General features: G+C 72.9%; 24 protein-coding genes. 9 read left to right on the top strand and 15 right to left on the bottom strand.

Annotated features, from left to right (window positions below; translation table 11 throughout):
* Positions 1 to 20: 20 nt before the first annotated feature.
* Entirely contained in the window at positions 21 to 1,043 is a 1,023-nt protein-coding gene (locus ACH4VX_RS18205) for an ATP-binding cassette domain-containing protein (protein WP_398368381.1), read from the top strand.
* Complete coding sequence (locus tag ACH4VX_RS18200) at positions 1,040 to 1,888, top strand: ABC transporter permease (RefSeq protein WP_398368380.1); 849 nt, start codon at positions 1,040 to 1,042, stop codon at positions 1,886 to 1,888. Before ACH4VX_RS18205 ends, ACH4VX_RS18200 begins: the two co-directional genes overlap by 4 nt.
* Before the next feature lie 6 nt (positions 1,889 to 1,894).
* On the opposite strand, the gene ACH4VX_RS18195 is transcribed toward ACH4VX_RS18200, so the two are convergent.
* The 6 genes from ACH4VX_RS18195 to pdhA form a co-directional block, all read right to left on the bottom strand.
* Positions 1,895 to 2,989: a potassium channel family protein gene (locus tag ACH4VX_RS18195; RefSeq protein WP_398368379.1), complete on the bottom strand. Its 1,095-nt coding sequence runs from the start codon at positions 2,987 to 2,989 to the stop codon at positions 1,895 to 1,897.
* Positions 2,986 to 4,350 (bottom strand): molybdopterin molybdotransferase MoeA, encoded by a 1,365-nt coding sequence (locus ACH4VX_RS18190; protein ID WP_398368378.1) that lies wholly within the window; start codon positions 4,348 to 4,350, stop codon positions 2,986 to 2,988. Before ACH4VX_RS18190 ends, ACH4VX_RS18195 begins: the two co-directional genes overlap by 4 nt.
* Entirely contained in the window at positions 4,350 to 5,384 is a 1,035-nt protein-coding gene (locus ACH4VX_RS18185; protein ID WP_398368377.1) for an NTP transferase domain-containing protein, read from the bottom strand. The genes ACH4VX_RS18190 and ACH4VX_RS18185 overlap by 1 nt, the downstream gene beginning before the upstream one ends.
* 84 nt (positions 5,385 to 5,468) lie before the next feature.
* Positions 5,469 to 6,869, bottom strand: a complete 1,401-nt coding sequence (locus tag ACH4VX_RS18180; RefSeq protein ID WP_398368376.1) for a dihydrolipoamide acetyltransferase family protein — start codon at positions 6,867 to 6,869, stop codon at positions 5,469 to 5,471.
* Positions 6,869 to 7,873 (bottom strand): alpha-ketoacid dehydrogenase subunit beta, encoded by a 1,005-nt coding sequence (locus ACH4VX_RS18175; RefSeq protein ID WP_398368375.1) that lies wholly within the window; start codon positions 7,871 to 7,873, stop codon positions 6,869 to 6,871. Before ACH4VX_RS18175 ends, ACH4VX_RS18180 begins: the two co-directional genes overlap by 1 nt.
* Positions 7,870 to 9,012 carry a pyruvate dehydrogenase (acetyl-transferring) E1 component subunit alpha gene (gene pdhA / locus ACH4VX_RS18170; protein ID WP_398368374.1) on the bottom strand — a complete coding sequence of 381 codons (1,143 nt, stop codon included), beginning with the start codon at positions 9,010 to 9,012 and terminating at the stop codon, positions 7,870 to 7,872. The genes ACH4VX_RS18175 and pdhA overlap by 4 nt, the downstream gene beginning before the upstream one ends.
* A gap of 185 nt (positions 9,013 to 9,197) precedes the next feature.
* On the opposite strand from pdhA, the gene ACH4VX_RS18165 reads away from it, so the two are divergent.
* Positions 9,198 to 9,683, top strand: coding sequence for an Lrp/AsnC family transcriptional regulator (locus tag ACH4VX_RS18165; RefSeq protein ID WP_398368437.1), 486 nt, complete (start codon positions 9,198 to 9,200; stop codon positions 9,681 to 9,683).
* A 6-nt stretch (positions 9,684 to 9,689) separates the two neighbouring features.
* Here the strand turns inward: ACH4VX_RS18165 and ACH4VX_RS18160 are convergent, their stop codons facing one another.
* Complete coding sequence (locus ACH4VX_RS18160) at positions 9,690 to 10,280, bottom strand: TetR/AcrR family transcriptional regulator (protein WP_398368373.1); 591 nt, start codon at positions 10,278 to 10,280, stop codon at positions 9,690 to 9,692.
* On the bottom strand, positions 10,277 to 11,791 hold the full coding sequence (locus tag ACH4VX_RS18155; protein ID WP_398368372.1) for a 3-hydroxyacyl-CoA dehydrogenase: 1,515 nt from the start codon (positions 11,789 to 11,791) through the stop codon (positions 10,277 to 10,279). The genes ACH4VX_RS18160 and ACH4VX_RS18155 overlap by 4 nt, the downstream gene beginning before the upstream one ends.
* Before the next feature lie 160 nt (positions 11,792 to 11,951).
* On the opposite strand from ACH4VX_RS18155, the gene paaN reads away from it, so the two are divergent.
* Positions 11,952 to 13,643, top strand: coding sequence for a phenylacetic acid degradation protein PaaN (paaN, locus tag ACH4VX_RS18150; RefSeq protein WP_398368371.1), 1,692 nt, complete (start codon positions 11,952 to 11,954; stop codon positions 13,641 to 13,643).
* Between the two features lie 9 nt (positions 13,644 to 13,652).
* Here the strand turns inward: paaN and ACH4VX_RS18145 are convergent, their stop codons facing one another.
* The 3 genes from ACH4VX_RS18145 to ACH4VX_RS18135 are packed head-to-tail and all read right to left on the bottom strand — an operon-like array spanning position 13,653 to position 16,544.
* Positions 13,653 to 14,426 carry a TrmH family RNA methyltransferase gene (locus tag ACH4VX_RS18145; protein WP_398368370.1) on the bottom strand — a complete coding sequence of 258 codons (774 nt, stop codon included), beginning with the start codon at positions 14,424 to 14,426 and terminating at the stop codon, positions 13,653 to 13,655.
* Positions 14,427 to 14,436: 10 nt separating this feature from the next.
* Entirely contained in the window at positions 14,437 to 15,678 is a 1,242-nt protein-coding gene (locus tag ACH4VX_RS18140; protein WP_398368369.1) for an HTTM domain-containing protein, read from the bottom strand.
* A complete protein-coding gene (locus ACH4VX_RS18135; RefSeq protein WP_398368368.1) occupies positions 15,675 to 16,544 on the bottom strand; it encodes a DUF5819 family protein in 870 nt (289 codons plus the stop codon). The genes ACH4VX_RS18140 and ACH4VX_RS18135 overlap by 4 nt, the downstream gene beginning before the upstream one ends.
* 299 nt (positions 16,545 to 16,843) lie before the next feature.
* Here ACH4VX_RS18135 and paaA point away from each other — a divergent pair, with 299 nt between their 5' ends.
* From paaA to ACH4VX_RS18110, 5 genes are read left to right on the top strand one after another with little or no spacing between them, the layout of a single operon-like run.
* Entirely contained in the window at positions 16,844 to 17,857 is a 1,014-nt protein-coding gene (gene paaA, locus ACH4VX_RS18130) for a 1,2-phenylacetyl-CoA epoxidase subunit PaaA (protein WP_398368367.1), read from the top strand.
* Positions 17,854 to 18,141, top strand: coding sequence for a 1,2-phenylacetyl-CoA epoxidase subunit PaaB (gene paaB / locus ACH4VX_RS18125; RefSeq protein ID WP_093764322.1), 288 nt, complete (start codon positions 17,854 to 17,856; stop codon positions 18,139 to 18,141). The genes paaA and paaB overlap by 4 nt, the downstream gene beginning before the upstream one ends.
* Entirely contained in the window at positions 18,138 to 18,872 is a 735-nt protein-coding gene (gene paaC / locus ACH4VX_RS18120) for a 1,2-phenylacetyl-CoA epoxidase subunit PaaC (RefSeq protein WP_398368366.1), read from the top strand. Before paaB ends, paaC begins: the two co-directional genes overlap by 4 nt.
* Entirely contained in the window at positions 18,866 to 19,408 is a 543-nt protein-coding gene (paaD, locus tag ACH4VX_RS18115; protein ID WP_398368365.1) for a 1,2-phenylacetyl-CoA epoxidase subunit PaaD, read from the top strand. The genes paaC and paaD overlap by 7 nt, the downstream gene beginning before the upstream one ends.
* Positions 19,408 to 20,466 carry a 2Fe-2S iron-sulfur cluster-binding protein gene (locus tag ACH4VX_RS18110; RefSeq protein ID WP_398368364.1) on the top strand — a complete coding sequence of 353 codons (1,059 nt, stop codon included), beginning with the start codon at positions 19,408 to 19,410 and terminating at the stop codon, positions 20,464 to 20,466. The genes paaD and ACH4VX_RS18110 overlap by 1 nt, the downstream gene beginning before the upstream one ends.
* Before the next feature lie 93 nt (positions 20,467 to 20,559).
* Here the strand turns inward: ACH4VX_RS18110 and ACH4VX_RS18105 are convergent, their stop codons facing one another.
* From ACH4VX_RS18105 to ACH4VX_RS18090, 4 genes are all read right to left on the bottom strand, one after another.
* Positions 20,560 to 20,889 carry a rhodanese-like domain-containing protein gene (locus ACH4VX_RS18105; RefSeq protein ID WP_398368436.1) on the bottom strand — a complete coding sequence of 110 codons (330 nt, stop codon included), beginning with the start codon at positions 20,887 to 20,889 and terminating at the stop codon, positions 20,560 to 20,562.
* A 52-nt stretch (positions 20,890 to 20,941) separates the two neighbouring features.
* Positions 20,942 to 21,781 carry a J domain-containing protein gene (locus ACH4VX_RS18100; protein WP_398368363.1) on the bottom strand — a complete coding sequence of 280 codons (840 nt, stop codon included), beginning with the start codon at positions 21,779 to 21,781 and terminating at the stop codon, positions 20,942 to 20,944.
* A 91-nt stretch (positions 21,782 to 21,872) separates the two neighbouring features.
* Positions 21,873 to 23,312: a DUF2252 domain-containing protein gene (locus tag ACH4VX_RS18095; protein WP_398368435.1), complete on the bottom strand. Its 1,440-nt coding sequence runs from the start codon at positions 23,310 to 23,312 to the stop codon at positions 21,873 to 21,875.
* A gap of 150 nt (positions 23,313 to 23,462) precedes the next feature.
* On the bottom strand, positions 23,463 to 24,128 hold the full coding sequence (locus ACH4VX_RS18090; RefSeq protein WP_398368362.1) for a ScbR family autoregulator-binding transcription factor: 666 nt from the start codon (positions 24,126 to 24,128) through the stop codon (positions 23,463 to 23,465).
* Positions 24,129 to 24,359 lie beyond the last annotated feature (231 nt).

Genomic DNA, 24,359 nt, shown 5'->3' with positions numbered 1-24,359 from the left:
CATGCGGAAGGACCCGAAGCATGAGCACGCAGACGTCCGGCCTGGCGATCGAGACCGCGGGCCTGGTCAAAACCTTCGGTGAGACACGGGCCGTCGACGGCGTCGATCTCGCCGTGCCGGCCGGCACGGTGTACGGGGTCCTCGGACCGAACGGCGCCGGCAAGACCACCACCGTGAAGATGCTCGCCACCCTCCTGCGACCGGATGGCGGTGAAGCCCATGTCTTCGGTCACGACATCGTGCGCGAGGCCGACGAGGTGCGCGGCCGGGTGAGCCTCACCGGCCAGTACGCGTCCGTGGACGAGGACCTCACCGGCACCGAGAACCTGGTCCTGCTGGCCCGGCTCCTGGGCCACCGCAAGCCCGCCGCCCGCACCCGCGCCGCCCAGCTCCTGGAGGCCTTCGGCCTCACCGACGCGGCCGGGAAGCAGGTCAAGCACTACTCCGGCGGCATGCGGCGCCGTATCGACATCGCCGCGTCCATCCTCAACACCCCCGACCTGCTGTTCCTCGACGAGCCGACGACCGGCCTCGACCCGCGCAGCCGCAACCAGGTGTGGGACATCGTGCGCGCGGTCGTCGCCCAGGGCACGACGGTGCTGCTGACCACGCAGTACCTGGACGAGGCCGACCAGCTGGCGTCCCGGATCGCCGTCATCGACCGCGGCAAGGTGATCGCCGAGGGCACCAAGGGCGAGCTGAAGGCGTCCGTCGGCGCCGGATCCGTACATCTGCGGCTGCGGGATCCCGAGCAGCGGCCGCTCGCCGCCGACCTGCTGCGCCGCGCCCTCGACGCGCGGGTGCAGCCCGAGCCCGACCCGGTGGCGCTGACCGCCCGCCTCACCTCGGCCGCGAGCCACGACACGGCCGCCGAGCAGGCCGCCCGCGCGCTGAGCGAGCTGGCCCGCGCCGGCGTCACCGTCGACAACTTCTCGCTCGGCCAGCCCAGCCTGGACGAGGTGTTCCTGGCCCTCACCGGCCACGACACCCACGAATCCGGCCCCGACAACGCCCACGACCCGAAGGACGAGGTGGCGGCATGAGCACCACGACGACCGCCGAGAGCGCCGAACTCGCCCCGGTGCGCACCGACTCCCTCGCCGAACTGCTGGTCGTCAAGGAGCGCCCGCCGCGGCCCAGCGCGTGGTCGGCCTCGCTGACCTTCGGCTGGCGGGCGATCCTGAAGATCAAGCACGTGCCGGAGCAGCTGTTCGACGTGACGGCGTTCCCGATCATGATGGTGCTGATGTACACGTACCTGTTCGGCGGGGCGCTGGCCGGGTCGCCGAAGGAGTACATCCAGTTCCTGCTGCCGGGGATCCTGGTGATGTCGGTCGTGATGATCACCATGTACACCGGGGTCTCGGTCAACACGGACATCGAGAAGGGCGTCTTCGACCGGTTCCGCAGCCTGCCGATCTGGCGGCCGTCGACGATGGTCGGCTATCTGCTCGGTGACGCCCTGCGTTACACCATCGCGTCGGTCGTGATGCTGACCGTCGGCATGATCCTCGGCTACCGCGCCGACGGCGGGGTGGTCGGCGTACTCGCCGGGATCGCGCTGCTGGTGCTGTTCTCGTTCGCCTTCTCGTGGATCTGGACCATGTTCGGGCTGATGCTGCGCACCGAGAAGTCGGTGATGGGCGTCAGCATGATGGTGATCTTCCCGCTCACCTTCCTGTCCAACGTCTTCGTCGACCCGAGGACCATGCCGGGCTGGCTGCAGGCGTTCGTCAACAACAGCCCCGTCACCCACCTGGCGTCCGCGGTGCGCGGGCTGATGGCGGGTGACTGGCCGGCCGACGAGATCGCCTGGACGCTGGGCTGGGCCGCCCTGTTCGTGGCGGTCTTCGGGCCGGTCACGATGCGGCTGTACAACCGGAAGTAGGCGGCCTCAGCTGCGGAGCGGGCGGAAGTCGGGTGCGATCTGCGTGCCCGGCGTCGCCCGCACGATCGTGATCAGCCGGTCCGTCAGCTCCAGCGTGCCGACGTCCCGGTCGTCGTAGCCGAGCACCCGGTGCCCGCGTACGACGCTCACCACCAGGTCGCCGATCTCGCGGGGCGTCTTGCCCACCTCGGCCTTTATGACCGGCCGCTCCACCATGTCGAGCCCGGTGCCCTGCTGGATGAGGTCCTCCATGACCATGCCGGCCGAAGGGCTGAGCACGGACAGCCCGAGCAGCCGCCCGGCCGCGCTGGCGCTGGTGATGACCGCGTCGGCGCCCGACTGCTTCAGCAGCGGGGCGTTCTCCTCCTCGCGCACCGCGGCCACGATCTTCGCGCCCCGGTTGAGCTGTCGTGCCGTCAGCGTCACGAGGACGGCCGTGTCGTCGCGCTGCGTCGCGATGATGATCTGCCGTGCCCGCTGCACCTCGGCCCGCTTCAGCACCTCGCTGCGCGTGGCGTCCCCTATGACACCCGCGTAGCCGTCCGCCGTGGCCGCCTCGACCGCCTTCGCGCTGGGGTCGACGACCACGACCTGCTCCTTCCTGAGCCCGGTCGCGCAGACGGTCTTGATCGCGGACCTGCCCTTGGTGCCGAACCCGACGACGACGGTGTGATCGCGCAACGCGGACCTCCAGCGGTTCAGTCGCCACTCCTCCCTCGTGCGTTCGGTGAGGGCCTCGAGGGTGGTGCCGACCAGGATGATCAGGAACAGCACGCGCAGTGGCGTGATGACGAAGATATTGGTGAGCCGGGCGCTGTCGCTGACCGGCGTGATGTCTCCGTACCCGGTGGTGGAGAGGGTGACGGTCGCGTAGTAGAACGCGTCGAGGAGATCGATGGATCCGTCGGAGTTGTCGTTGTAGCCCTCCTGGTCGGCGAAGACGACGAACGCCGTCACCACCAGCACCACCAGGGCCATGGACAGCCGTTTGGCGACCTGGCGGACCGGGTGCTCCACCAGTTTCCTCGGGAGTCTCACCCTATGGGTCACCAGGTGTTCGTCCGCCTGGCGAGCGATGGCGTCCTGGCCCGGAAGTTTCACGTGAAACACACCCCGATTCCCCCGGACGCCCAGGGCAGGTCGAGCAGTTCCGCCTCCTGGCCGGGCCGCGCTCCGCCGGGAGGCACGACGGCGAGCGCGTCGGCCGCCGCGATGCCGCGCAGCATGGCCGGGCCGTTGTAGAGCAGCGGCAGCGCCCGGTCGCCGCGCAGGGCGACGGGGACCAGCCGGGTGTCGTACGGGTGCCCCTGCACCCCGTCCCGCAGCGGCAGCGCGTACGGCTCGGGGGCGGGGCGGGCCGCGAGGGCGCGCAGCAGGGGCTCGGCGAGCGTGAGCAGGCCGGAGACGGCGGCGAGGGGGTTGCCGGGCAGGCCGACGAGGTGCTGGTCGTCCTTGGTGCGGGCCAGGAGCATGGGGTGGCCGGGGCGCACCTTGACGCCGTCCACGAGGAGTTCGGCGCCGATGCGGCGCAGCACGGGGTGCACATGGTCGACCGGGCCCGCGGCGGTGCCGCCGGTGGTGACGACGACCTCGGCGTCGGACGCCGTGATGGCCTCGTACAACGCCTGTTCGTCGTCGCCGACCCGGCGTACGACGGTCACCTCCGCGCCGAGTGCGCGCAGCCAGGGCGGCAGCAGCGGGCCGAGCGCGTCCCGGATCAGCCCGTCGTGCGGCAGGCCCTCGCCGAGCAGTTCGCCGCCGAGGACGAACACGTCGGCACGGGGGCGGGGGACGGCGGTGAGCGTGTCGTATCCGGCGGCGGCGGCCATGCCCAGGACGGGCGGGGTCACCGGGGTGCCCACGGGCAGCAACTGGTCGCCGCTGCGGCACTCCTGGCCGCGGGGGCGGATGTCCTGGCCGTGGGTGACCGTGTGCGGCGGCCGGGTGGCGGCGGTGACGTGCAGCCGGCCCTTGTCGTCGGTGCGGCCGTGTTCGCTGCGGAGTACGGCGGTGGTGTCCGGGGGGGTGCGGGCGCCGGTGGCGATACGGACGGCCTCTCCGTCGGTGAGCGGCGTGTGCGCGGCGTGCCCGGCGAGGACGCCTTCGTCCCGTACGGACCAGGGACCGGGGCCGGAGACCGCCCAGCCGTCCATCGCGGAGGTGTCGAAGGAGGGCAGGTCGATGAGGGCGGTGAGGGGGGTGGCGAGGGTGAGGCCGAGGGCGGAGGCGAGGGGGACGGCGACCGGGGTCAGGTAACCGGTGCGGCCGCCGGTGCCGTGGCGCGGGGCGCGTTCGGCGATGACGCGGGCGTCGGGCCAGGCGGTGGCGTCGTGGTGCGGGTGGCGGGGGGCGCCGGAGGGCTGGTCGCCGGTGCGGCCGGGGTGTTTCTTCACGAGGGCGAGCGCCTCCTCGACGTCGAGGTCGTCGGCGTTCTCGTCGGCCCGGGTGGCGCGCGCGGCCATCAGGCGTCCGGGCGGGTGTCGGGGGTGGCGTCGGGCGCCACGTCACCGGGCTCGACACCGGAGGACGCGGTGTCCGCGGTGTTGTCGGGGCCTGTGTTTTCTGTGGTGGTCCTGGAGCCTGTGGTGTCCGTGGCGTCAGGGGTTTCCTCGTCGGCCCAGCGCAGGGCGAGTGCCGCGGCCTTGTGGGCCGCCTCGGCGACGGCCTCCCGGTCGCCGCCCGCCCGTGCGGCCGCGTAGCCGACGAGGAAGGTGGTCAGCGGCGCGGCGGGCCGGGCCACCCCGTGGGCGGCGTCGCGGGCGAGGTCGAGCAGTACGCCGGTGTCGACGTCCAGGTCGATGCCCAGCTCGTCCTTGACCGCGGAGATCCATTCATCCAACACGTGTCCATGCTCCCTGATGCGTGCCCTGGCGGTGGTGATGTCGTCCCAGGTGTCGCAGTCGAAGGACGCCACCGGGTCGGGGATACGGGTGAGATCGAGCGAACCGGTCAGCCGGCGCAGGGGCAGCCCGGCCAGCTCGCCGTGCCGGCCGGTGAGCACGGTCAGTTCGCGGCGCAGGGACCCGGTCCGGTACGCGGCGACGAGCGGCTGGTCCCGTCCGTCGGAGTCGGTCAGCAGCACGCCGTCGGTGGTGCCGTGGCGGAGTGGCGCCAAGAGCCCCCGCACCGTGCGGCGGTCGAGGAACGGCAGGTCGGCGGAGAGCACGACGACATGGTCGGCCGTGGTGTGCCGGAGCCCGGCGGCGAGCGCGGCCAGGGGGCCGCCGCCCGGAGGTTCCTCGCGGGCCCAGACCACGGGCCGCGCGGTGGGTCGGGGGCCGGCGACGACCACCGTGGTCCGGGCGCCGGCGCAGGCCGTGAGCACCCGGTCGAGCAGCGCCCGTCCACCCACCCGCACCCCGGGCTTGTCCGCGCCCCCGAGCCGTCGGGCGGCGCCACCGGCGAGCACGACGGCGTCGTACGCGGAGCCGGGGCCCCCGGGGGAACCGCCGGAAGGATCACCGGAGGGATCGCCGGGTGGCTGATACTCGGTCACCCTCCGAGTATGCGTGCCCCCGCGATCACAGGGAACGCGGGGGCACCGAGATGTGACCGGGGAGACCGGTGGCTCGAAGCGGACTCACAGCGTCCGCAGCAGTACCGCCGGTTGTTCGACGCAGTCCGCCACGTACCGCAGGAAGCCTCCCGCGGTACCGCCGTCGCAGACCCGGTGGTCGAAGGTGAGCGCGAGCTGCACGACCTGCCGCACCGCCAGCTCGCCCTCGTGCACCCACGGTTTGGGGACGATGCGGCCGACGCCGAGCATGGCGGCCTCGGGGTGGTTGATGATCGGTGTGGAGCCGTCGACGCCGAAGACGCCGTAGTTGTTCAACGTGAAGGTGCCGCCCGTGAGTTCCGCGGGCGTCAGCGCCCCGGACCGGGCCGCCCCGGTCAGCCGGGCGAACTCGGCCGTGAGCGACTCGGCGTCCCGCGTGTGCGCGTCCCTGACGACGGGGACGACCAGTCCCCGGTCGGTCTGCGCGGCGAAGCCGAGGTGCACCTCGCCGTACCGGACGATCTCCCTGGCCTCGGTGTCCACCGAGGAGTTGAGCTCGGGGAAGCGGGCGAGTGCGGCGGTGCAGATGCGGGCCAGCAGGGCGATGACGGAGATCTTCGGTCCGCCGGCCGCGTTCATCGCCGCGCGGGTCCGCATCAGTTCGGTCGCGTCGGCGTCCACCCAGCAGGTCGCGTCGGGGATCTCGGTGCGGCTGCGGGAGAGCTTGTCGGCGACGGTCCCGCGGATGCCCTTGAGGGGGACACGGGTCACGCCCGAGGCGCCCGCGGCCGGTGCCGTCGCACCCGTCCGGTCGGCCCGCGTGCGCGGTTCGTCGGCCGTCGCGCCCGTACGGCCCTGTGCGGCGGCGGCGCGCAGGGCGTACTCCACGTCCGCGCGGAGGATCAGGCCCTCGGGTCCGGAGCCGGTCATCTCCCGCAGGTCCAGGCCGTTCTGCCGGGCCAGTCTGCGCACCAGGGGCGAGATCACGGGGACGGGGCCCTCCACCGCGCCCGGGGTGCGGGCCTGCGCGGCGACGGGCTCCGCGGTCCTGACCCGCCCGTTCGCTGTCGGGGTGGCGGGTGTCGTCTCCGCCGGACGCACCCGGCGGCGGCGGGCCGGTGCCTCCGCGGTGCCGTAGCCGACCAGGACGTTGCCGGAGCCCTCGGTGGCCGGGGCCCGGCCGCGCGCACCCTCGGATTCCGCGGGGCCGGCGTCCCCGGCCGGGCGGCCGTCGGCCGGCTCGCCCACCGCCACCGTCAGCAGCGGAGCACCGACGGGCAGCTCCGTGCCCTCCGCGCCGAAGCGGGCCGTGACGACACCGCCGTAGGGGCAGGGCACATCCACCATCGCCTTGGCCGTCTCGACCTCGACGACCGGCTGGTCCACGGCGACGACGTCACCGACCTCGACCAGCCAGCGCACGATCTCCGCCTCGGTGAGCCCCTCACCGAGGTCGGGCAGCTTGAACTCCAGCACCTGTGCCATCAGCTCTCGGCCTCCCATTGCAGACGCCCCACGGCGTCCAGGATCCGGTCCACTCCGGGCAGGTGGTGGCGCTCCAGCATCGGCGGCGGATAAGGCAGGTCGAACCCGGCCACACGCAGCACCGGCGCCTCCAGGTGGTGGAAGCAGCGCTCCGTGACCCGGGCCGCGATCTCCCCGCCCGGGCCGCCGAAGCCGCCCGACTCGTGGACGACGACCGCGCGTCCCGTCCGCCGCACCGAGGCGCACACCGTCTCGTCGTCGAACGGCACCAGGGAGCGCAGATCGACGACTTCGAGGTCCCAGCCCTCGGCCCGGGCCGCCTCGGCCGCCTCCATGCAGGCGGGCAGCGACGGCCCGTACGTGATGAGCGTGGCGCTCCGCCCTGAGCGCCGCACCACCGCACGGCCTATCGGTTCAACGGCCGTCGGCTCCTCCGGGTTCCAGGAGTCCTTCGACCAGTACAGCCGCTTGGGCTCCAGGAAGACGACCGGGTCGTCGGAGGCGATGGCGGCGCGCAGCAGCCCGTAGGCGTCGGCGACGGTGGCGGGCGTGACGACGTGGAGCCCCGGAGTCGCCATGTAGTACGCCTCGGAGGAGTCGCTGTGGTGCTCGACGCCGCCGATGCCACCGCCGTAGGGGACGCGGACGGTGAGCGGCAGGGGCATCTTCCCGCGCGTGCGGTTGCGCATCTTGGCCACGTGCGAGACGAGCTGTTCGAACGCCGGGTAGGCGAACGCGTCGAACTGCATCTCCACGACCGGGCGCAGCCCGTACATGGCCATGCCGACGGCCGTGCCGAGGATGCCCGCCTCGGCCAGCGGGGTGTCCGTGCAGCGGTCCGGGCCGAACTCCTCGGCGAGTCCGTCGGTGACCCGGAAGACACCTCCGAGGGTGCCGACGTCCTCGCCCATGACGTGCACGGACGGGTCGGCGGCCATGGCGTCGCGCATGGCGCGCGTGAGGGCCTGCGCCATGGTGGCCGGCTTGACGGCGACGGTGGTCATCGCTGCGCCCCTTCCGGCTCGGCCCCGGCCGCCAGCTCGGCCCGCAGCTGCTCCCGCTGCTCCAGCAGCTGGGGGGTGGGCTCGGCGTAGACGTGGGCGAAGAGGTCCATGGGGTCGAGCGCCGGGTCCTCGTTCATGCGGGCGCGCAGGGAGGCGGCCATGGTCTCGGCGTCCTGGCGGACGGCCTCGGCACCGGCCCCGTCGAGCAGTCCGCGCCCGGTCAGTTCGTGTTCGAGGAGCGTGATCGGGTCGTGCCGCTTCCAGGTCTCGACCTCGGCGTCGCCGCGGTAGCGGGTGGCGTCGTCGGCGTTGGTGTGGGCCTCCACGCGGTACGTGATCGCCTCGACCAGGGTCGGGCCGCCGCCCGCGCGGGCGCGGCGTACGGCGTCGGCCAGGACCTCGTGCACGGCGGCGGCGTCGTTGCCGTCCACCAGGCGGCCGGGCATGCCGTAGCCGACGGCCTTGTGGGCCAGCGACGGGGCCGCGGTCTGCTTGGCGAGCGGTACGGAGATCGCGAAGCCGTTGTTCTGGACGAGGAAGACCACCGGGGCCTGCCAGACGGCGGCGAAGTTCAGCGCCTCGTGGAAGTCGCCCTCGCTGGTGCCGCCGTCGCCGACCATGGCGAGCGCGACCACGTCGTCGCCCTTGAGGCGGGCGGCGTGCGCGAGACCGACGGCGTGCGGCAGCTGGGTGGCGAGCGGGGTGCTCAGCGGGGCCACGCGGTGCTCGTAGGGGTCGTAGCCGGTGTGCCGGTCGCCGCGCAGCAGGGTGAGGGCCTCGACGGGGTCCACACCGCGCGCGACGACGGCGAGGGTGTCGCGGTAGCTCGGGAAGAGCCAGTCGCGCTCCTCCAGGACGAGCGCGGCGGCGACCTCGCAGGCCTCCTGGCCGGTGCTGGAGGGGTAGACCGCGAGACGGCCCTGCTTGGTGAGGGCGGTGGCCTGCGCGTTGTAGCGGCGGCCCTTCACCAGCCCCGCGTACAGCCGGCGCAGCAGCTCCGGGTCGGCCTCGGCGGCCGCCTCGGTGCCGAGCACGCGGTACGGCTCCGCGTCGGGCAGCAGCGGCACGGGGTCGGTACGGGGCTGCCAGGCGGGCGGCGGGGTCGGCCGGTAGGCCCCCCGCTGCTCCATGACCGTCATGACGGCACCTCCTCGTGGGATGTCGGAGGCACGGCGTCTGTGACGCGCCTCACCAACCGATTGTTCGGTCGTCGGCACATTTTGGCTACGGGTGGCACCGGGCTGTGGACAAACGGTTCTCCACAACCTGAGATGGATGCAGGACGTCCACGGCGGAGAGGTGGGGGCGGGTGGCATCTGAACAAATGGCCGAGGGCCGGGAGGGGACCGGGCCGCTTGCTCCCGCGCGGCCCCTGGACGCCATCGACCAGGACATCCTGCGGATGCTCCAGGCGGACGGCCGCGCGTCCGTACGCTCGGTCGCCGAGCGGGTCCACGTCTCCCGCGCGAACGCGTACGCACGCATCAACCGGCTGGTCGAGGACGGTGTCATCCGCGGCTTCGGGGCCCGCGTCAACCATGAGCGGGCCGGTCACGGGACGTCCGCGTACATCACCCTGAAGATCGTCCAGAACACCTGGCGCACGGTCCGCGAGCAGCTCCGGCAGCTTCCGGGCGCCTCGCACATCGCTTTGGTGGGAGGGGACTTCGACGTACTGCTGCTGGTGCACACGCCCGACAACCGGGCGCTGCGCGAGCTGGTGCTGACCCGGCTCCAGGCGATCCCCGAGGTGCTGAGCACGCGCACCCTGCTGGTGTTCGAGGAGGAGGACCTGGAGCCGCAGGGGTGACGACCCTCAGGACGCCTTGCGCAGCCCCCCGAAGGCCAGCTGCGCCACCGCGTCGGCCACCTCGCGCTCGCTCATGCCACGCCCGTCCGGCCGGTACCACTCCACAATCGAGTTGATCATGCCGAAGACCAGCCGGGTCACCAGGCGCACCTCTATGTCCTCGCGCACGTCCCCGTCGGCCGCCGCCGCCTTCAGCAGCGCCGCCACCCGGTGGTCGAACTCGCGCCGCCGCTCCAGCGCCCACCGCTCGGTGCCCGTGTTGCCGCGCACCCGCAGCAGCAGCGTCACGTACGGCAGTTCGGCGATCAGCACCTCGACCATGCGCCGCACGACGTACTCCAGGCGCTCGGCGGCACGCCCCACGCGCGCGTGCTCCTCGTCGAGGATCTCGAAGAGCCCGTCCAGGGCCCGGCTCACCGCGCGGCGCAGCAGTTCCTCCTTGCCGGCCACGTGGTGGTAGATCGACGACTTGGAGATGCCGGCGGCCTTGGAGAGGTGCTCCATGGAGGTGCCGTCGTAGCCGCGCTCGTTGAACACCTGGACGGCGACGGACAGCAGCGTCTCCGGGGTGTACGTGTCGCGCTTGGCGGTGGTCATGGGGTGTCCTCCCGCTTGTCGGTGGCGCACGCGTACCGGTAGAGCGCGAGGGACGGCGCGTAGCGGCCGGACGGATCGATCTCGTGCAGTTCGTCCAGCAGGGAGCCGGCCCAGCCGCGGCCGAGGCGGCGGCTCCACTCAAGGGGCCCCAGGGGGTAGTTCACGCCCAGGCGCATCGCGGTGTCGATGTCCTCCTCGGTGGCGACGCCCTTGGCGACGGCGTCGACCGCCAGGTCGATGATCCGGGCCACCGTCCGCGCGACGATCATTCCGGGGACGTCCCCGATGACGCTGACCTTCTTGCCGAGCGCCTGGAACAGTCCGGTGGCCTCGGCGACGGTCACCGGGGAGGTGTTCGGGGCGTGGGACAGGGCGACGCGCGTGGCCTCGCGGTAGTCGAGGGCGAGGTCGAAGTAGACGACGTCGCGGTACTCCACGGAGGTCTGGCCGTCGGTGAGCGCCAGCTGGCCGCCACTGGGCAGCACCAGGCGGGTGCCGTTGTCCTCGTCCTCCTCGCGCACCTGGATCCCGGCCTCGCGGATCAGGGCGAGCAGGTCCGAGGCGGGCCCCAGACCGCCCTCGGCGACCACGTACGCGGGCGGCTCGGCGGGCTCCGCGGTGTGCGGCTCGGGGCGCTCGGCGCCGTCCCGGTGGTCGTACCAGCCGTGCCCGGTCTTGCGGCCGAGGCGGCCGGACTCGACCAGGCGGCGCTGGGCGAGCGAGGGGGTGAAGCGCACGTCCTGGAAGAAGGACTGCCACACCGAGTGCGTCACGGACTCGTTGACGTCCTGGCCGATGAGGTCGGTCAGTTCGAAGGCGCCCATCCGGAACCCGCCGGACTCGCGCAGGACCGCGTCGATGGTGGCCGGGTCGGCGCCCTGGGACTCGTACACCGCGAAGGCCTCGGCGTAGAAGGGCCGGGCGACGCGGTTGACGATGAAGCCGGGGGTGTCGGCGCAGGCGACGGGCGTCTTGCCCCAGGCGCGGGCCGTCTCGTACGCGCGCGTGGCGTACGAGACGTCGGTGGTGAAGCCGGAGACGACCTCGACGAGCGGCAGCAGCGGGGCGGGGTTGAAGAAGTGCAGGCCCACGAAGCGGCCGGGCACGCGCAGGGCACCGCCGATCGCGGTGACCGACAGGGAGGAGGTGTTGGTGGCGAGCAGGCAGTCGTAGGAGACGACGTCCTCCAGCGCGCGGAACAGCTCCTGCTTGACGTCCAGGCGCTCCAGGACGGCCTCGACGACCAGGGCGCAGTCGGCGAGCCCGGTGAGCTCGCCGACGGGCCGCAGACGGGCACGGGCCGCGTCCCGCTCGGCGGCGGTGAGGCGCTCCTTCTCCACCAGCCGGTCGAGCCGGGCGCCGATCGCTTCGGCCGCCTGACGGGCCCGGCCGGGGGCGGCGTCGTACAGCCGCACGGAATGGCCCGCGACCAGCGCGACCTGGGCGATTCCCTGACCCATGGTGCCGGTGCCGACCACGGCCACGGGACTGCTGAGGTCGAGTGCTGTCATGTGCGCGATCCTCCCGCACGGGGTTTTCCACAGATGCGGCGGACCCCCTTGTACCGACCGATCGTTCGGTTACTCTAACTCCGACCGCCCGTTCTGACTACGTTTCCGCACAGGTCCATGAGCTCGACGAAGAGTTCCTGAGACGAGGAGTTGGTCCCGCATGGCCGCCGAACTCACCGCGCACGAACTGATCGCCCGGCACCGTCCCACCCTGGACCAGGCGCTGGAAGCGATCCGCACGCGCGCGTACTGGTCACCCCACCCCGAGCACCCCAAGGCCTACGGGGAGCACGGCAGCCTGGACATGGCGGCGGGCAAGGCCGCCTTCGACGCCCTGGCCGGCACCCGCCTCGACCTCGGCCAGCCCGGCACGGACGGCTGGGTGGACGGCGAGACCTCCCCGTACGGCATCGAGCCGGGCGTCAGCTACCCGCACGCGGACCTCGACGAGCTGCTGCCGGCCATGAGGTCCGGGATGCGGGCCTGGCGGGACGCGGGCCCGGAGACCCGCGCGGTGGTCTGCCTGGAGATCCTCAAGCGGATCAGCGACCGGACGATGGAGTTCGCCCAGGCGGTCATGCACACCTCCGGCCAGGCGTTCATGATGGCGTTCCAGGCGGGCGGCCCGCACGCGCAGGACCGCGGCATGGAGGCGGTGGCCTACGCCTACGCGGAGCAGACCCGCACGCCCGACACCGCGGAGTGGACCAAGCCCCAGGGCAAGCGCGACCCGCTCGCCCTCACCAAGCGGTTCGTCCCGGTCCCGCGCGGCATCGCGCTGGTCATCGGCTGCAACACTTTCCCGACGTGGAACGGCTACCCGGGCCTGTTCGCCTCTCTCGCCACCGGCAACGCGGTCCTGGTCAAGCCGCACCCCCGCGCGGTTCTGCCGCTCGCGCTCACCGTCCAGGTCGCCCGTCAGGTGCTCACCGAGGCCGGCTTCGACCCGAACCTGGTGGCGCTGGCCGCCGAGCGGCCCGGCGAGGGCATCGCCAAGACCCTCGCGACCCGCCCGGAGATCCGGATCATCGACTACACGGGCTCCACGGAGTTCGGCGACTGGCTGGAGAGCAACGCCCGCCAGGCGCAGGTGTACACCGAGAAGGCCGGCGTCAACACGGTGATCGTGGAGTCGACCGGCGACTACAAGGGGATGCTGGCCAATCTGGCGTTCTCCCTGTCGCTGTACAGCGGCCAGATGTGCACCACCCCGCAGAACCTGCTGATCCCGCGCGACGGCATCACCACCGACCAGGGCCCCAAGTCCTTCGACGAGGTCGCCGCCGACCTGGCGAAGGCGGTCGACGGCCTGCTCGGCGACGACGCGCGCGCCAACGCGCTGCTGGGCGCGATCGTCAGCCCGGACGTCAAGGCCCGCCTGGAGGCCGCCGCCGGGCTCGGCGAGGTCGCCCTCGCCTCCCGCGAGATCGCGCACCCGGAGTTCCCGGGAGCGGTGGTGCGCACGCCGGTGATCGTGAAACTCGACGGCGCCAAGCCGGACGCCGAGGCCGCCTACATGAGCGAGTGCTTCGGCCCGGTCTCCTTCGCCGTCGCGGTCGGCTCGGTCGCCGACGCGGCGGACCTGCTGCGGCGCACCGTCCGGGAGAAGGGCGCCATGACGGTCGGCGCGTACACCACCTCCCCGGAGGTCGAGGAGACGGTGCGGGAGGTCTGCCTGGAGGAGGCCGCCCAGCTCTCCCTGAACCTCACCGGCGGGGTGTACGTCAACCAGACGGCCGCCTTCTCCGACTTCCACGGCTCCGGCGGCAACCCGGCGGCCAACGCGGCTCTGTGCGACGGCGCGTTCGTGGCCAACCGGTTCCGGGTGGTCGAGGTGCGCCGGGAGGCGTGAGGGATCCGTTCAGGAGGGTGCGCCCCCGGTGGCGCTCCAGTGGTACAGCGTCATGGCCGCACTGGTCGCGAGGTTGTAGCTGGAGACCTGGGGGCGCATCGGCAGCGCCACCAGATGGTCGGCCCGCGCGCGGAGCTCCGCCGACAGTCCGCTGCGCTCGGAGCCGAAGGCGAGCAGCGCGTCGTCCGGCAGCTTCAGCGAGCGGATGTCCTCGCCCTCCGGGTCGAGCGCGAAGACCGGGCCGGGCGGCAGCTCCTCCACGGACAGCCGCTCCACGGCGGTGGCGAAGTGCAGCCCCGCCCCGCCGCGTACGACGGTGGGGTGCCAGGGGTCGAGCGTGCCGGTGGTGACGACCCCGGTCGCCCCGAAACCGGCGGCCAGCCGGATCACCGCGCCCGCGTTGCCGAGGTTGCGCGGATTGTCCAGGACCACCACCGGGGCGGTGCGCGGGGTGTGCGCCAGCTTCTCGAGGTTGCCCGCGCGGGTGGGGCGTACGGCCAGGGCGGCCACGGCGGTGGGGTGCGGGCGCGGCACGAGAGCGGCGTACGTCTCGTGGGGCACCTCGGTCAGCAGCTCCGCCAGCGTGTCCCGCACGTCCCCGGCCAGCTCGTCGGCGAGCGCGAGCGCGCCGGCCCGGTCCGCGGTGAGCGCCGCCCGGACCTCGGCCCCGAAGCGCACGGCGTGCTTGAGGGCGTGGAAGCCGTCGAGCAGCACGGCGGTGCCGGCCAGACGGTGCCAGGCGGAGACGGGGTCGGCCGAGGTCTCGGGAGCGGGGTCGGTCATGGCGTGCAGCCTACGTGCGCGGGCTCGGCACTCCGCCGGGTGCCGGAGCAGCCTCCACCGGGTCCATTCCGGCCGGGGGGCCGGCCGGGGGCCGCGGTCGCGGAACCGACGTCCCGCGCGGGCGCAGCCGCCCACGCGCGCGGGCCGCGAGGTTCCCGAGGCGGCGCAGGAAGGCCGTCGGCAGGAAGACCGCGTCCGCCGCGATCATCGCCAGGGAGAAGAAGGGCAGTCCGAGCACGACGGCGATGACCGCGTGCTCCATGATCATGAAGGCCAGCAGGACGTTCTTGACCCGACGGTTGAACAGCGTGAACGGGAAGGCGACCTGCACGGCGACCGTCCCGTAGGTCACCAGCATCACCATCGTGCCGCTGGCCGACAGCAGGTCCGCGAGGGCCGGCCAGGGGGAGAAGTACTCCAGGTGCAGCGGGTAGTGGACGGCGGTCCCGTCCTGCCAGCGGGAGCCCTGGACCTTGTACCAGCCGGCCGTGGCGTAGATCAGACACGCCTCGGCCATGATCACGAGCAGCGCGCCGTTGTGCACGGTGTTCGCGACGACGTCCAGCAGGATCCGCGGCTGCCCGGTCCTCGCGCGGAGCCCGACCAGCCACCACAGCGCCTGCGCGGTCCATACGGTCCACAGCAGCACCGGTATGAACCGGTCGCCGTCCATCCGGCCCGCCGTCGTCGCCAGGACCAGCAGGAAGCCCAGGACGCCCCACAGCAGCGGGCCGACCCGGTCGCGCGGCCGCTCGCCACGCGCGCGTGCCTCGGCCGCGCGGCGCGCGCGCCGCGCGTCCAGGGACCAGACCTGACCACAGCGCGTGAACACCAGGTAGACCGACATCAGGTGCAGGACGTTGTCGCCGCCGTCCCCCATGAAGACGCTGCGGTTCTGCAGCGCCAGCACACCCACCATGAACAGCACCGACATGGTGCGGGTGCGCCAGCCGAGCAGCAGGAGGAGGCTCCACAGCACGGCGAGCGCGTAGACGGCCTCGAACCAGACCTGGCTGTCCGACCACAACAGCGGCGTGAAGGCGTCGTTCGTCGCGACCAGCTGATCGGCGAGGTCCCAGCTCCAGGGCCCGTCGGGGCCGTACAGCTCCTGACGGTGGGGGAACTCGCGCAGCAGGAACAGCAGCCAGGTCAGGCTGAAGCCGATGCGGATCACGGCGGTCTGGTGGGGGCCGAGCGCGGAGTCGGTGACGCGGGCGATCGCGCGGGACAGGGCCGACGAGCAGCGGTTCACCCCACACCTCCCCGGGCCTCGTCCTCGGGCAGTGACCACCAGGACAGCGTGCGGTACACGGGTGTGGCGGAGATCTTCTCCCCGCTCCACTCGGGCGGCGGCACCTGGGCGGTCCGTGAGCGGATCTGGACGCGCGCGACGGCACCGTCCGCACCGGCCGCGTCCGCGCGGTCGAGGCGCAGCGCCATGATCCGGCGCAGATACGTCTCGGACAGCGCCCCGCGCAGGCCCACCGGCCGGTTGTCGTTGTCGTGCGTGGCGACGAAGAAGTCCCAGGCGCGGCGCAGCTCGTTCTGCTGGGTGTGGCTGGGCAGGGGGTTGCCGTCGATGGCGCGACCGTCCTGGGCGGACAGGTCGTACCAGCCGGTGGTCCGTGTCCCCCCGTCCGCCGTGCGGATCTCGGCACGCACCTGGACGGCGATGTCCTGCTGCAACGGGTTCGGCGCGAACAGCTTCCAGTTCTGCTCGAACTCCGGGTAGATCCAGTCCTCGACCGTCTCGCGGTGCTCCTTGCTGACCGTGTTCGCCGGTGCGACGTGCAGGAACGTCATGCCGAGGTGCACACAGACCGCGACCGCGACGACCGCGAGCGCCATCGCGGCGCCGATCCGATAGCGCAGGGAGAGTGCGGCCACCCCGGCGCGGGATCCGGCGGGCGGGCCGGCAGGGGAGTGCGGCGCGGGCGGGCCGACAGGGGAGTGCGGCGCGGGCGGGCCGTCCGCGGGTTGCCCGGGATCGGACGGAGGGGTCCGGGGCCCTGATGGGTCCACCGGCGACGCGGGGGCGGGCAGGGCGGGGCGCGGGTCGGGCACGCCCCGCCCGGCAGGCCCGTGCCGGGCGTCCGAGCCCTTGTCGTACGCGTTCATCCCGCCCCGATCCACCGATCCCGGTCCGTCACCGCTTCCGCCCCGCCGCGAGGGCCTGGCACCGCTCCGTCGCGTCGCACGGAACGGTACTCAGCACCGGCCCCCCGGGCACAGTCCCGCCGGGATCCCGTTCCGTTGCCGTCACCACACCGCGGTCCGAGCCCCGGCGTCCACAGGCGGCCCCCGCAGGTTATCCACAACGGTTGACACCTCGCGGCGCCCGTCTCACCATGGAATCGCACGAACCGAACGATCGGTCGGGAGCGTGCTCCGGGAAGCATCCAGTCGAGGGGGACCTCATGGCGACAGCAGCCGCCCGCGATACGGCCGGCAGCCAGGCGTACGACGCACCGGCCGGCGCCGGCGACACCGCCGGTCACGAGCGCGCCTTCGACGCGGCCGTCGCCGCCGACGAGCGGATCGAACCGCGCGACTGGATGCCGGACGCCTACCGGGCCACGCTCGTCCGGCAGATCGCCCAGCACGCGCACTCCGAGATCATCGGCATGCAGCCGGAGGCCAACTGGATCACCCGCGCGCCCTCGCTGCGCCGCAAGGCGATCCTGATGGCCAAGGTGCAGGACGAGGCCGGACACGGCCTGTATCTGTACAGCGCCGCCGAGACGCTCGGCACCAGCCGCGACGAGCTGCTCGACAAGCTCCACTCCGGCCGCCAGAAGTACTCCTCGATCTTCAACTACCCGACGCTGACCTGGGCGGACGTCGGCGCCATCGGCTGGCTGGTGGACGGCGCCGCGATCACCAACCAGGTCCCCCTGTGCCGCTGCTCCTACGGGCCGTACGCACGCGCGATGGTCCGCATCTGCAAGGAGGAGTCCTTCCACCAGCGCCAGGGCTACGAGCTGCTGCTGGCCCTCGGCAGGGGCACCCCGCAGCAGCGCGCGATGGCGCAGGACGCGGTGGACCGCTGGTGGTGGCCGTCGCTGATGATGTTCGGGCCGCCCGACGACGAGTCCCAGCACTCCGCGCAGTCGATGGCCTGGAAGATCAAGCGCCACTCCAACGACGAGCTGCGGCAGCGCTTCGTCGACATCTGCGTCCCCCAGGCCGCATCGCTCGGCCTCACCCTCCCCGACCCGGACCTGAAGTGGAACGAGGAGCGCGGGCACCACGACTTCGGCGCGATCGACTGGTCGGAGTTCCGGGACGTCCTCAAGGGCAACGGCCCGTGCAACGAACAGCGGCTGACCCGGCGCAGGCAAGCCCACGAGGAGGGCGCCTGGGTCAGGGAGGCCGCGGCGGCCCACGCGGCCAAGCACACGAACGGCGAGACAGGAGCCACACGAGCATGACCCACACCGACTGGCCCCTGTGGGAGGTCTTCGTGCGCTCGCGCCGCGGACTGTCCCACACCCACGCCGGCAGCCTGCACGCGCCGGACGCGGAGCTCGCCCTGCGCAACGCCCGCGATCTGTACACCCGGCGCGGCGAGGGCGTCTCGATCTGGGTCGTCCCGTCGTCCGCGATCACCGCCTCCTCGCCCGACGAGAAGGACCCGTTCTTCGAACCGGCCGCCGACAAGCCCTACCGGCACCCGACGTTCTACGAGATCCCCGAGGGGGTGCAGCACCTGTGACGACGACCCCCGCCAAGGACACCGCCCACACGGCGGCCGCGCTCGCCCTCGGCGACGACGCGCTGGTGCTCTCCCACCGCCTGGGCGAGTGGGCCGGCCACGCCCCCGTGCTGGAGGAGGAGGTCGCCCTCGCCAACATCGCGCTGGACCTGCTGGGCCAGGCCCGGGTGCTGCTGTCGATGGCGGGCGACGAGGACGAGCTGGCCTATCTGCGCGAGGAACGCGCCTTCCGCAACCTCCAGCTGGTGGAGCAGCCGAACGGCGACTTCGCCCACACCATCGTCCGCCAGCTGTACTTCTCCGCCCACCAATACCTCCTCTACGGCGAACTGGCCTCCGGTGACAGCCCGTTCGCACCGCTGGCCGGCAAGGCCGTCAAGGAGACCGCCTACCACCGCGACCACGCCGAGCAGTGGACGCTGCGGCTCGGTGACGGCACGGACGAGAGCCGTGCGCGGACGCAGCGGGCCGTGGACGCGCTGTGGCGCCACACCGGCGAGATGTTCCAGCCCGTCGAGGGCCTGGACGTCGACTGGTCCGGCCTGGGGACGGCCTGGCTCGAGTGGGTCTCGGAGGTGCTGCGCCGGGCCACCCTCACGGTGCCCGAGGGCCCGCGCACGGGAGCGTGGGCGGCCGGTGCGGGCCGTCAGGGCCTGCACACCGAGCCCTTCGGCCGGATGCTCGCCGAGATGCAGCACCTGCACCGCAGCCATCCGGGGGCGACATGGTGACCACCATCACCCCGCTGGAGGCCGAACTCCTGGAACTCGCCGGTTCGGTGCCCGACCCCGAACTGCCCGTGCTGACGCTGCGCGAACTGGGCGTCGTGCGCGCGGTGCACGCGCGCGGCACGGACACCGTCGAGGTCGAGCTGACCCCGACGTACACCGGCTGCCCGGCCGTCGAGGCGATGAGCCTGGACATCGAGCGGGTGCTGCACGAGCACGGGGTGCGCGAGGTCACCGTGCGCAGAGTGCTCGCGCCCGCCTGGTCGACCGACGACATCACGGACGAAGGACGCCGCAAACTGCGGGAGTTCGGCATCGCCCCGCCCCGCGTACGGGCGGCCTCCGGGCCGGTCGGGGTGGAGCTGGGCCCGACCCGCGCCGGTCCGCCCCGGCCGGAGGACGAGCCGGTGCCCGTCCGCTGCCCGCGCTGCGGCTCCGCCGAGACCGAACTGCTCAGCCGTTTCTCGTCCACCGCGTGCAAGGCACTGCGCCGCTGCCTGGCCTGCCGTGAACCGTTCGACCACTTCAAGGAGTTGTGATGGCCCGCTTCCACCGGCTCCGGGTGGCCGCGGTCGACCGGCTCACCGACGACTCCGTCGCCCTCACCCTCACCGTCCCCCCGCACCTGGCCGAGGAGTACCGGTACACCCCCGGCCAGCACCTGGCCCTGCGGCGCGTCGCGGGCCGCGAGGACATCCGGCGCACCTACTCCATCTGCTCCCCCGCACCCGACGGTGGGGCCCCGAGCGCCCTCCGGGTCGGTGTGCGGCTGGTCGAGGGCGGCGCCTTCTCCACGTACGCGCTCAAGGAGATCGCCCTCGGCGACGAGCTGGAGGTGATGACCCCGGCCGGCCGCTTCACGCTCCCTCCCGCGCCCGGCCGGTACGCGGCGATCGTCGGCGGCAGCGGCATCACACCGGTGCTGTCGATCGTCTCGACCCTCCTCGCGCGCGAGCCGCGGGCCCGGTTCTGCCTGATCCGCAGCGACCGGACGACCGCCTCGACGATGTTCCTGGAGGAGGTCGCCGACCTGAAGGACCGCTACCCCGAGCGGCTCCACCTGGTGACGGTGCTCTCCCGTGAGGAACAGCAGGCGGGGCTGCCGTCCGGACGGCTGGACCAGGAGCGGCTGACCGGGCTGCTCCCGGTCCTGCTGCCCGTGGAACAGGTGGACGGCTGGTTCCTGTGTGGGCCGTACGGCCTGGTCGAAGGAGCCGAGCGGGCGCTGCGCGGGCTGGGCGTGGCGCGCTCTCGCGTCCACCAGGAGATCTTCCACGTGGACGCCGGTACGGCGACCGTCGCCACGGTGCCCGCCCCCGCGCACAGCACGGTCACCGCCCGGCTCGACGGACGCGGCGGGACCTGGCCCGTCCAGGACGGCGAGTCCCTGCTGGACACGGTGCTGCGCAACCGGTCCGACGCGCCCTACGCCTGCAAGGGCGGGGTGTGCGGAACCTGCCGTGCCTTCCTCGTCTCGGGCGAGGTGCGGATGGACCGCAACTTCGCGCTGGAGTCGGAGGAGACGGAGGCGGGCTATGTCCTGGCCTGCCAGTCGCATCCGGTGACGGAAAGGGTGGAACTGGACTTCGACCGGTAGGAGCCCCGGCGGGCCGGGGCCGGCCTCCGGGGCCCTGCCAGGTCCCTCCCTCCCGTAGGACGGCCGAGCGCGCGGACGTCCGCCGGAGGGGCGCTACAGCACGTGCCCCGGCGTCCCGTCGTCCGTGACGACGGCACGCCCGGCGGCCTCCCACACCTGCATGCCGCCGTCCACGTTCACGGCGTCGACGCCCTGCTGGGCCAGATACACGGCGACCTGCGCCGACCGTCCACCGGAACGGCAGATCACATGGATCCGGCCGTCCTGCGGGGCGGCCTCGGTCAGCTCACCGTAGCGGGCCACGAACTCACTGATGGGGATGTGCAGCGCCCCTGCGGCGTGACCGGCCTTCCACTCGTCGTCCTCGCGGACGTCCAGCAGGAAGTCGCCGTCCTTGAGGTCCGCGACCCGGACCGTGGGCACACCAGCTCCAAAACTCATGCCCCCGACGCTACCCGACCGGGCGGGCCCCGGTTCAGGCCAGCAGCGCCGCCAGCTCCGCCTCGCGTTCGGTCACCTGGGTCCGCAGCTGCTCGGCGATCTCCTCGAGAAGCCTGTCGGGGTCGTCCGGGGCGAGACGGAGCATCGAGCCGATGGCACCGTCCTCCAGTTCCCTGGCGACCAGCGTGAGCAGTTCCTTGCGCTGGGCGAGCCATTCGAGGCGGGCGTAGAGCTCCTCGCCGGCGCTCGGGACGCGCTTGAGCTCCGGTCCCGCGGCCCACTCCTCGGCGAGTTCGCGCAGCTCGTCCTCGTTGCCGCGGGCGTAGGCGGCGTTGACGCGGGTGATGAACTCCTCGCGGCGCGCGCGTTCCTTGTCCTCCTGCGCCAGGTCCGGGTGGGCCTTGCGGGCGAGGTCACGGTAGAGCTTGCGGGCCTCCTCGCTGGGCCGCACCCGCCGCGGGGGCCGCACCGGCTGGTCGGTGAGCATGGCGGTGGCCTCGGGGAAGAGACCGTCGCCGTCCATCCAGCCGTTGAGCAGCTCCTCGACACCGGGGATCGGCATCAGCCGGGCGCGCGCCTCGTCGGCCCGGCGCCGGTCCTCGGGGTCGTCGCTGCGGGCGGCCCTGGCCTCCAGGATCTGGGCGTCCAGTTCCTCGAGCCGGGCGTACACCGGGCCGAGCTTCTGTTCGTGCAGCCGGGAGAAGTTCTCGACCTCGACGCGGAAGGTCTCCACGGCGATCTCGAACTCGATCAGCGCCTGCTCGGCCGCGCGCACGGCCTGCTCCAGCCGCTCCTCGGGCCGCGCCGCACCACCACCGCCGGGGGTCCGCTCCGCGCCGGCGCCGCCACTCTGCTCACCTTCCGAGGTCGTCACCCGGACAGCGTAGGCCACCCGCCCGGGCACCACGCCCCGCTCCGGCGGCGCACTCCCCGGCCGGGGACGCGCGCCTGTCCCGGATGCCCGCTCACACCCCCGTCTCCGCCGCGATCCGTCCCGACCGCACCGCGGTCACCAGGTCCGTGTGGTCCGCCTCGGTGCGGTCGGCGTAGGCGACGGCGAAGGCCGCCACCGCCTCGTCCAGTTCGTCGTTCTTGCCGCAGTAGCCGGCGATCAGGCGGGGGTCGGCGCTGTGGGAGTGGGCGCGGGCCAGCAGGGCACCGGTCATGCGGGCGTAGTCGTCGACCTGGTCGGCGGCCAGCGCGGCCGGGTCGACGCTGCCCTTGCGGTTGCGGAACTGGCGCACCTGGAAGGGGCGGCCGTCGACCGTCGTCCAGCCCAGCAGGCTGTCGCTTATCACCTGCATCCGCTTCTGGCCGTGGACCACCCGCCTGCCCTCGTGGCCGGCCTCGGGGGCGTCGAATCCGGCCTCCGGCAGATGCGGCACAAGTGCCGAGGGGCGGGCCTCCTTCACCTGGAGGACCAGGGGCTCGCCCCGGTGGTCGAGGAGCAGCACGACGTACGAGCGGGTGCCCACGCTGCCGGTGCCGACGACACGGAACGCCACGTCGTGCACCGCGTGCCGGGCCAGCAGCGGGTGGCGGTCCGGCGGGAGCGTGCCGAGGTACTGCTCCAGTGAGGCGGCCACCGCGGCGGCCTCGCCGTCCGGTACGCGGCGCAGTACCGGCGGCGCGTCGACGAAACGGCGTCCGCCGTCCCCGGTCGTCTCGGTGGACCTGGCCGCGAACCGGCCACTGGTGTTCGCGCGGGCCTTCTCGGAGACCCGCTCCAGGGTGCCCAGCAGGTCGTGGGCGTCGGTGTGGGAGACCAGTTCCTCGTCCGCGATGGCGTTCCAGGCGTCCAGTGCCGGCAGCCTGGACAGCAGCCGCATCGTGCGGCGGTAGGCGCCCACGGTGTCGTGGGCCGCGGCGCGGCAGGTGTCCTCGTCCGCGCCGGCCTCGCGCCCGGCGAGCACCAGGGAGGTGGCGAGCCTTTTGAGGTCCCATTCCCAGGGGCCGTGCACCGTCTCGTCGAAGTCGTTCAGGTCGATGACCAGGCCACCGCGCGCGTCGCCGTAGAGACCGAAGTTCGCCGCGTGGGCGTCGCCGCAGATCTGGGCGCCGACCCGGGTCACCGGCGTGCGGGCCAGGTCGTACGCCATGAGGCCCGCCGATCCGCGCAGGAAGGCGAACGGGGTCGCCGCCATCCTGCCCACCCGGATCGGTGCGAGCTCGGGCAGCCGGCCGCGGCTGGACTCCTCGACGGCGCTCACGGCGTCGGGGCGGGAGGCGTCCAGGTCGAGGGTGGCGTGTGCCGTGCGGGGAACCTGCCCGCGCAGGGCCTTGCCCTCGTCCTTGGGGCTGTCCTCGGCGGGCCACTCGGCGAACCCCGGCACCCGCGGCAGCCGCCGCACCGGGGTCGCACCACCGGTCCCGGTCACACCGGCGGGCTCACGAGTCCCGGACATCCCGGCAACGGCTTCGGTCACGGCGACCGCCTCCCCCGTACACATACGTGCCGTACACACGCGTCGACATCGATCGTGCCGACCGTACAGCCGGTGGCCGAAACGCGTCAGACCCTGTGGACAACTCGCCCGGTGTGGAGAAGCCCGGGCCTACCCGGCTTCCGCCACCTCTCCCTCCACCGGCAGCAACCGCCCCTCGGCGAGCAGCCGCCCGGCGCGGTCCTGGGAGATGTCCAGCCTGGCCAGCACGGCCGGAACGGCCACGCCCGGCAGCATGTGGTGGAAGAGCACGACGACCCGGTGCTCCAGGTCCTGCCGCTGACAGCGCAGCTGCGACAGGAGCTGCACCCCGGAGAAGCTCGCGACCAGCAGTTCCGCCGTCTCCGTCGCGTCGACGTGCGGCAGCAGTTCGCCTCCCGCCTTGGCCTCGGCCAGGGTCCGGGTGGTCTGGTCGATCCACATGCCGAACGCCGGCGTGCGGTCCAGTCCCAGCGCTCCCTGGTCCAGGGCCAGTCCGACGCTGGCACGTACCAGCGGCTCGGTCCGCAGCCGCAGCGCCAGTACCAGGCCGGAGTCGACGAGTTCCTGCAGCTTGCTGGACTGGGGCGGCAGGGAGATCGCGAGCTGCTCCTCGAACACGCCGAGCGCCAGCTCCTCCTTGGAGCCGAAGTGGAAGTACAGCGCGCCCTTGGTGACCCCGGCCCGCTCAAGGATCTCCCCGATGGTCGCCGAGGTGTAGCCGCGTTCGTCGAAGACGGCCGCCGCCGCCTCCAGGATGGTCCGCCGGGTGCGGATCGCGCGCTCCTGTCGCGCCATCGGGTGCCTCCTGATCTGGGTGGATCTCATGGATCTCTCGGGTCGCACCGTGCAGCCGTCGTGAAGTCGCCGTGAAGCCGCCGTGCGGTCTGTCGTGCTTGTGCGGGCGCGTGGGCTCGTCTCCGGCGATGTGGATCACCCTTGGAAAAAAACCAACTCGTCCGTATCTTAGTGCGAACCGACCGGAGGTCCGATTGCCGATCCCGGGGGTTCCTCATGCCGCAGCCGGAT

Source organism: Streptomyces sp. NPDC020731 (assembly GCF_044334705.1).
Taxonomy (GTDB): Bacteria; Actinomycetota; Actinomycetes; order Streptomycetales; family Streptomycetaceae; genus Streptomyces.
This window is presented reverse-complemented; position numbering and strand designations above follow the sequence as displayed.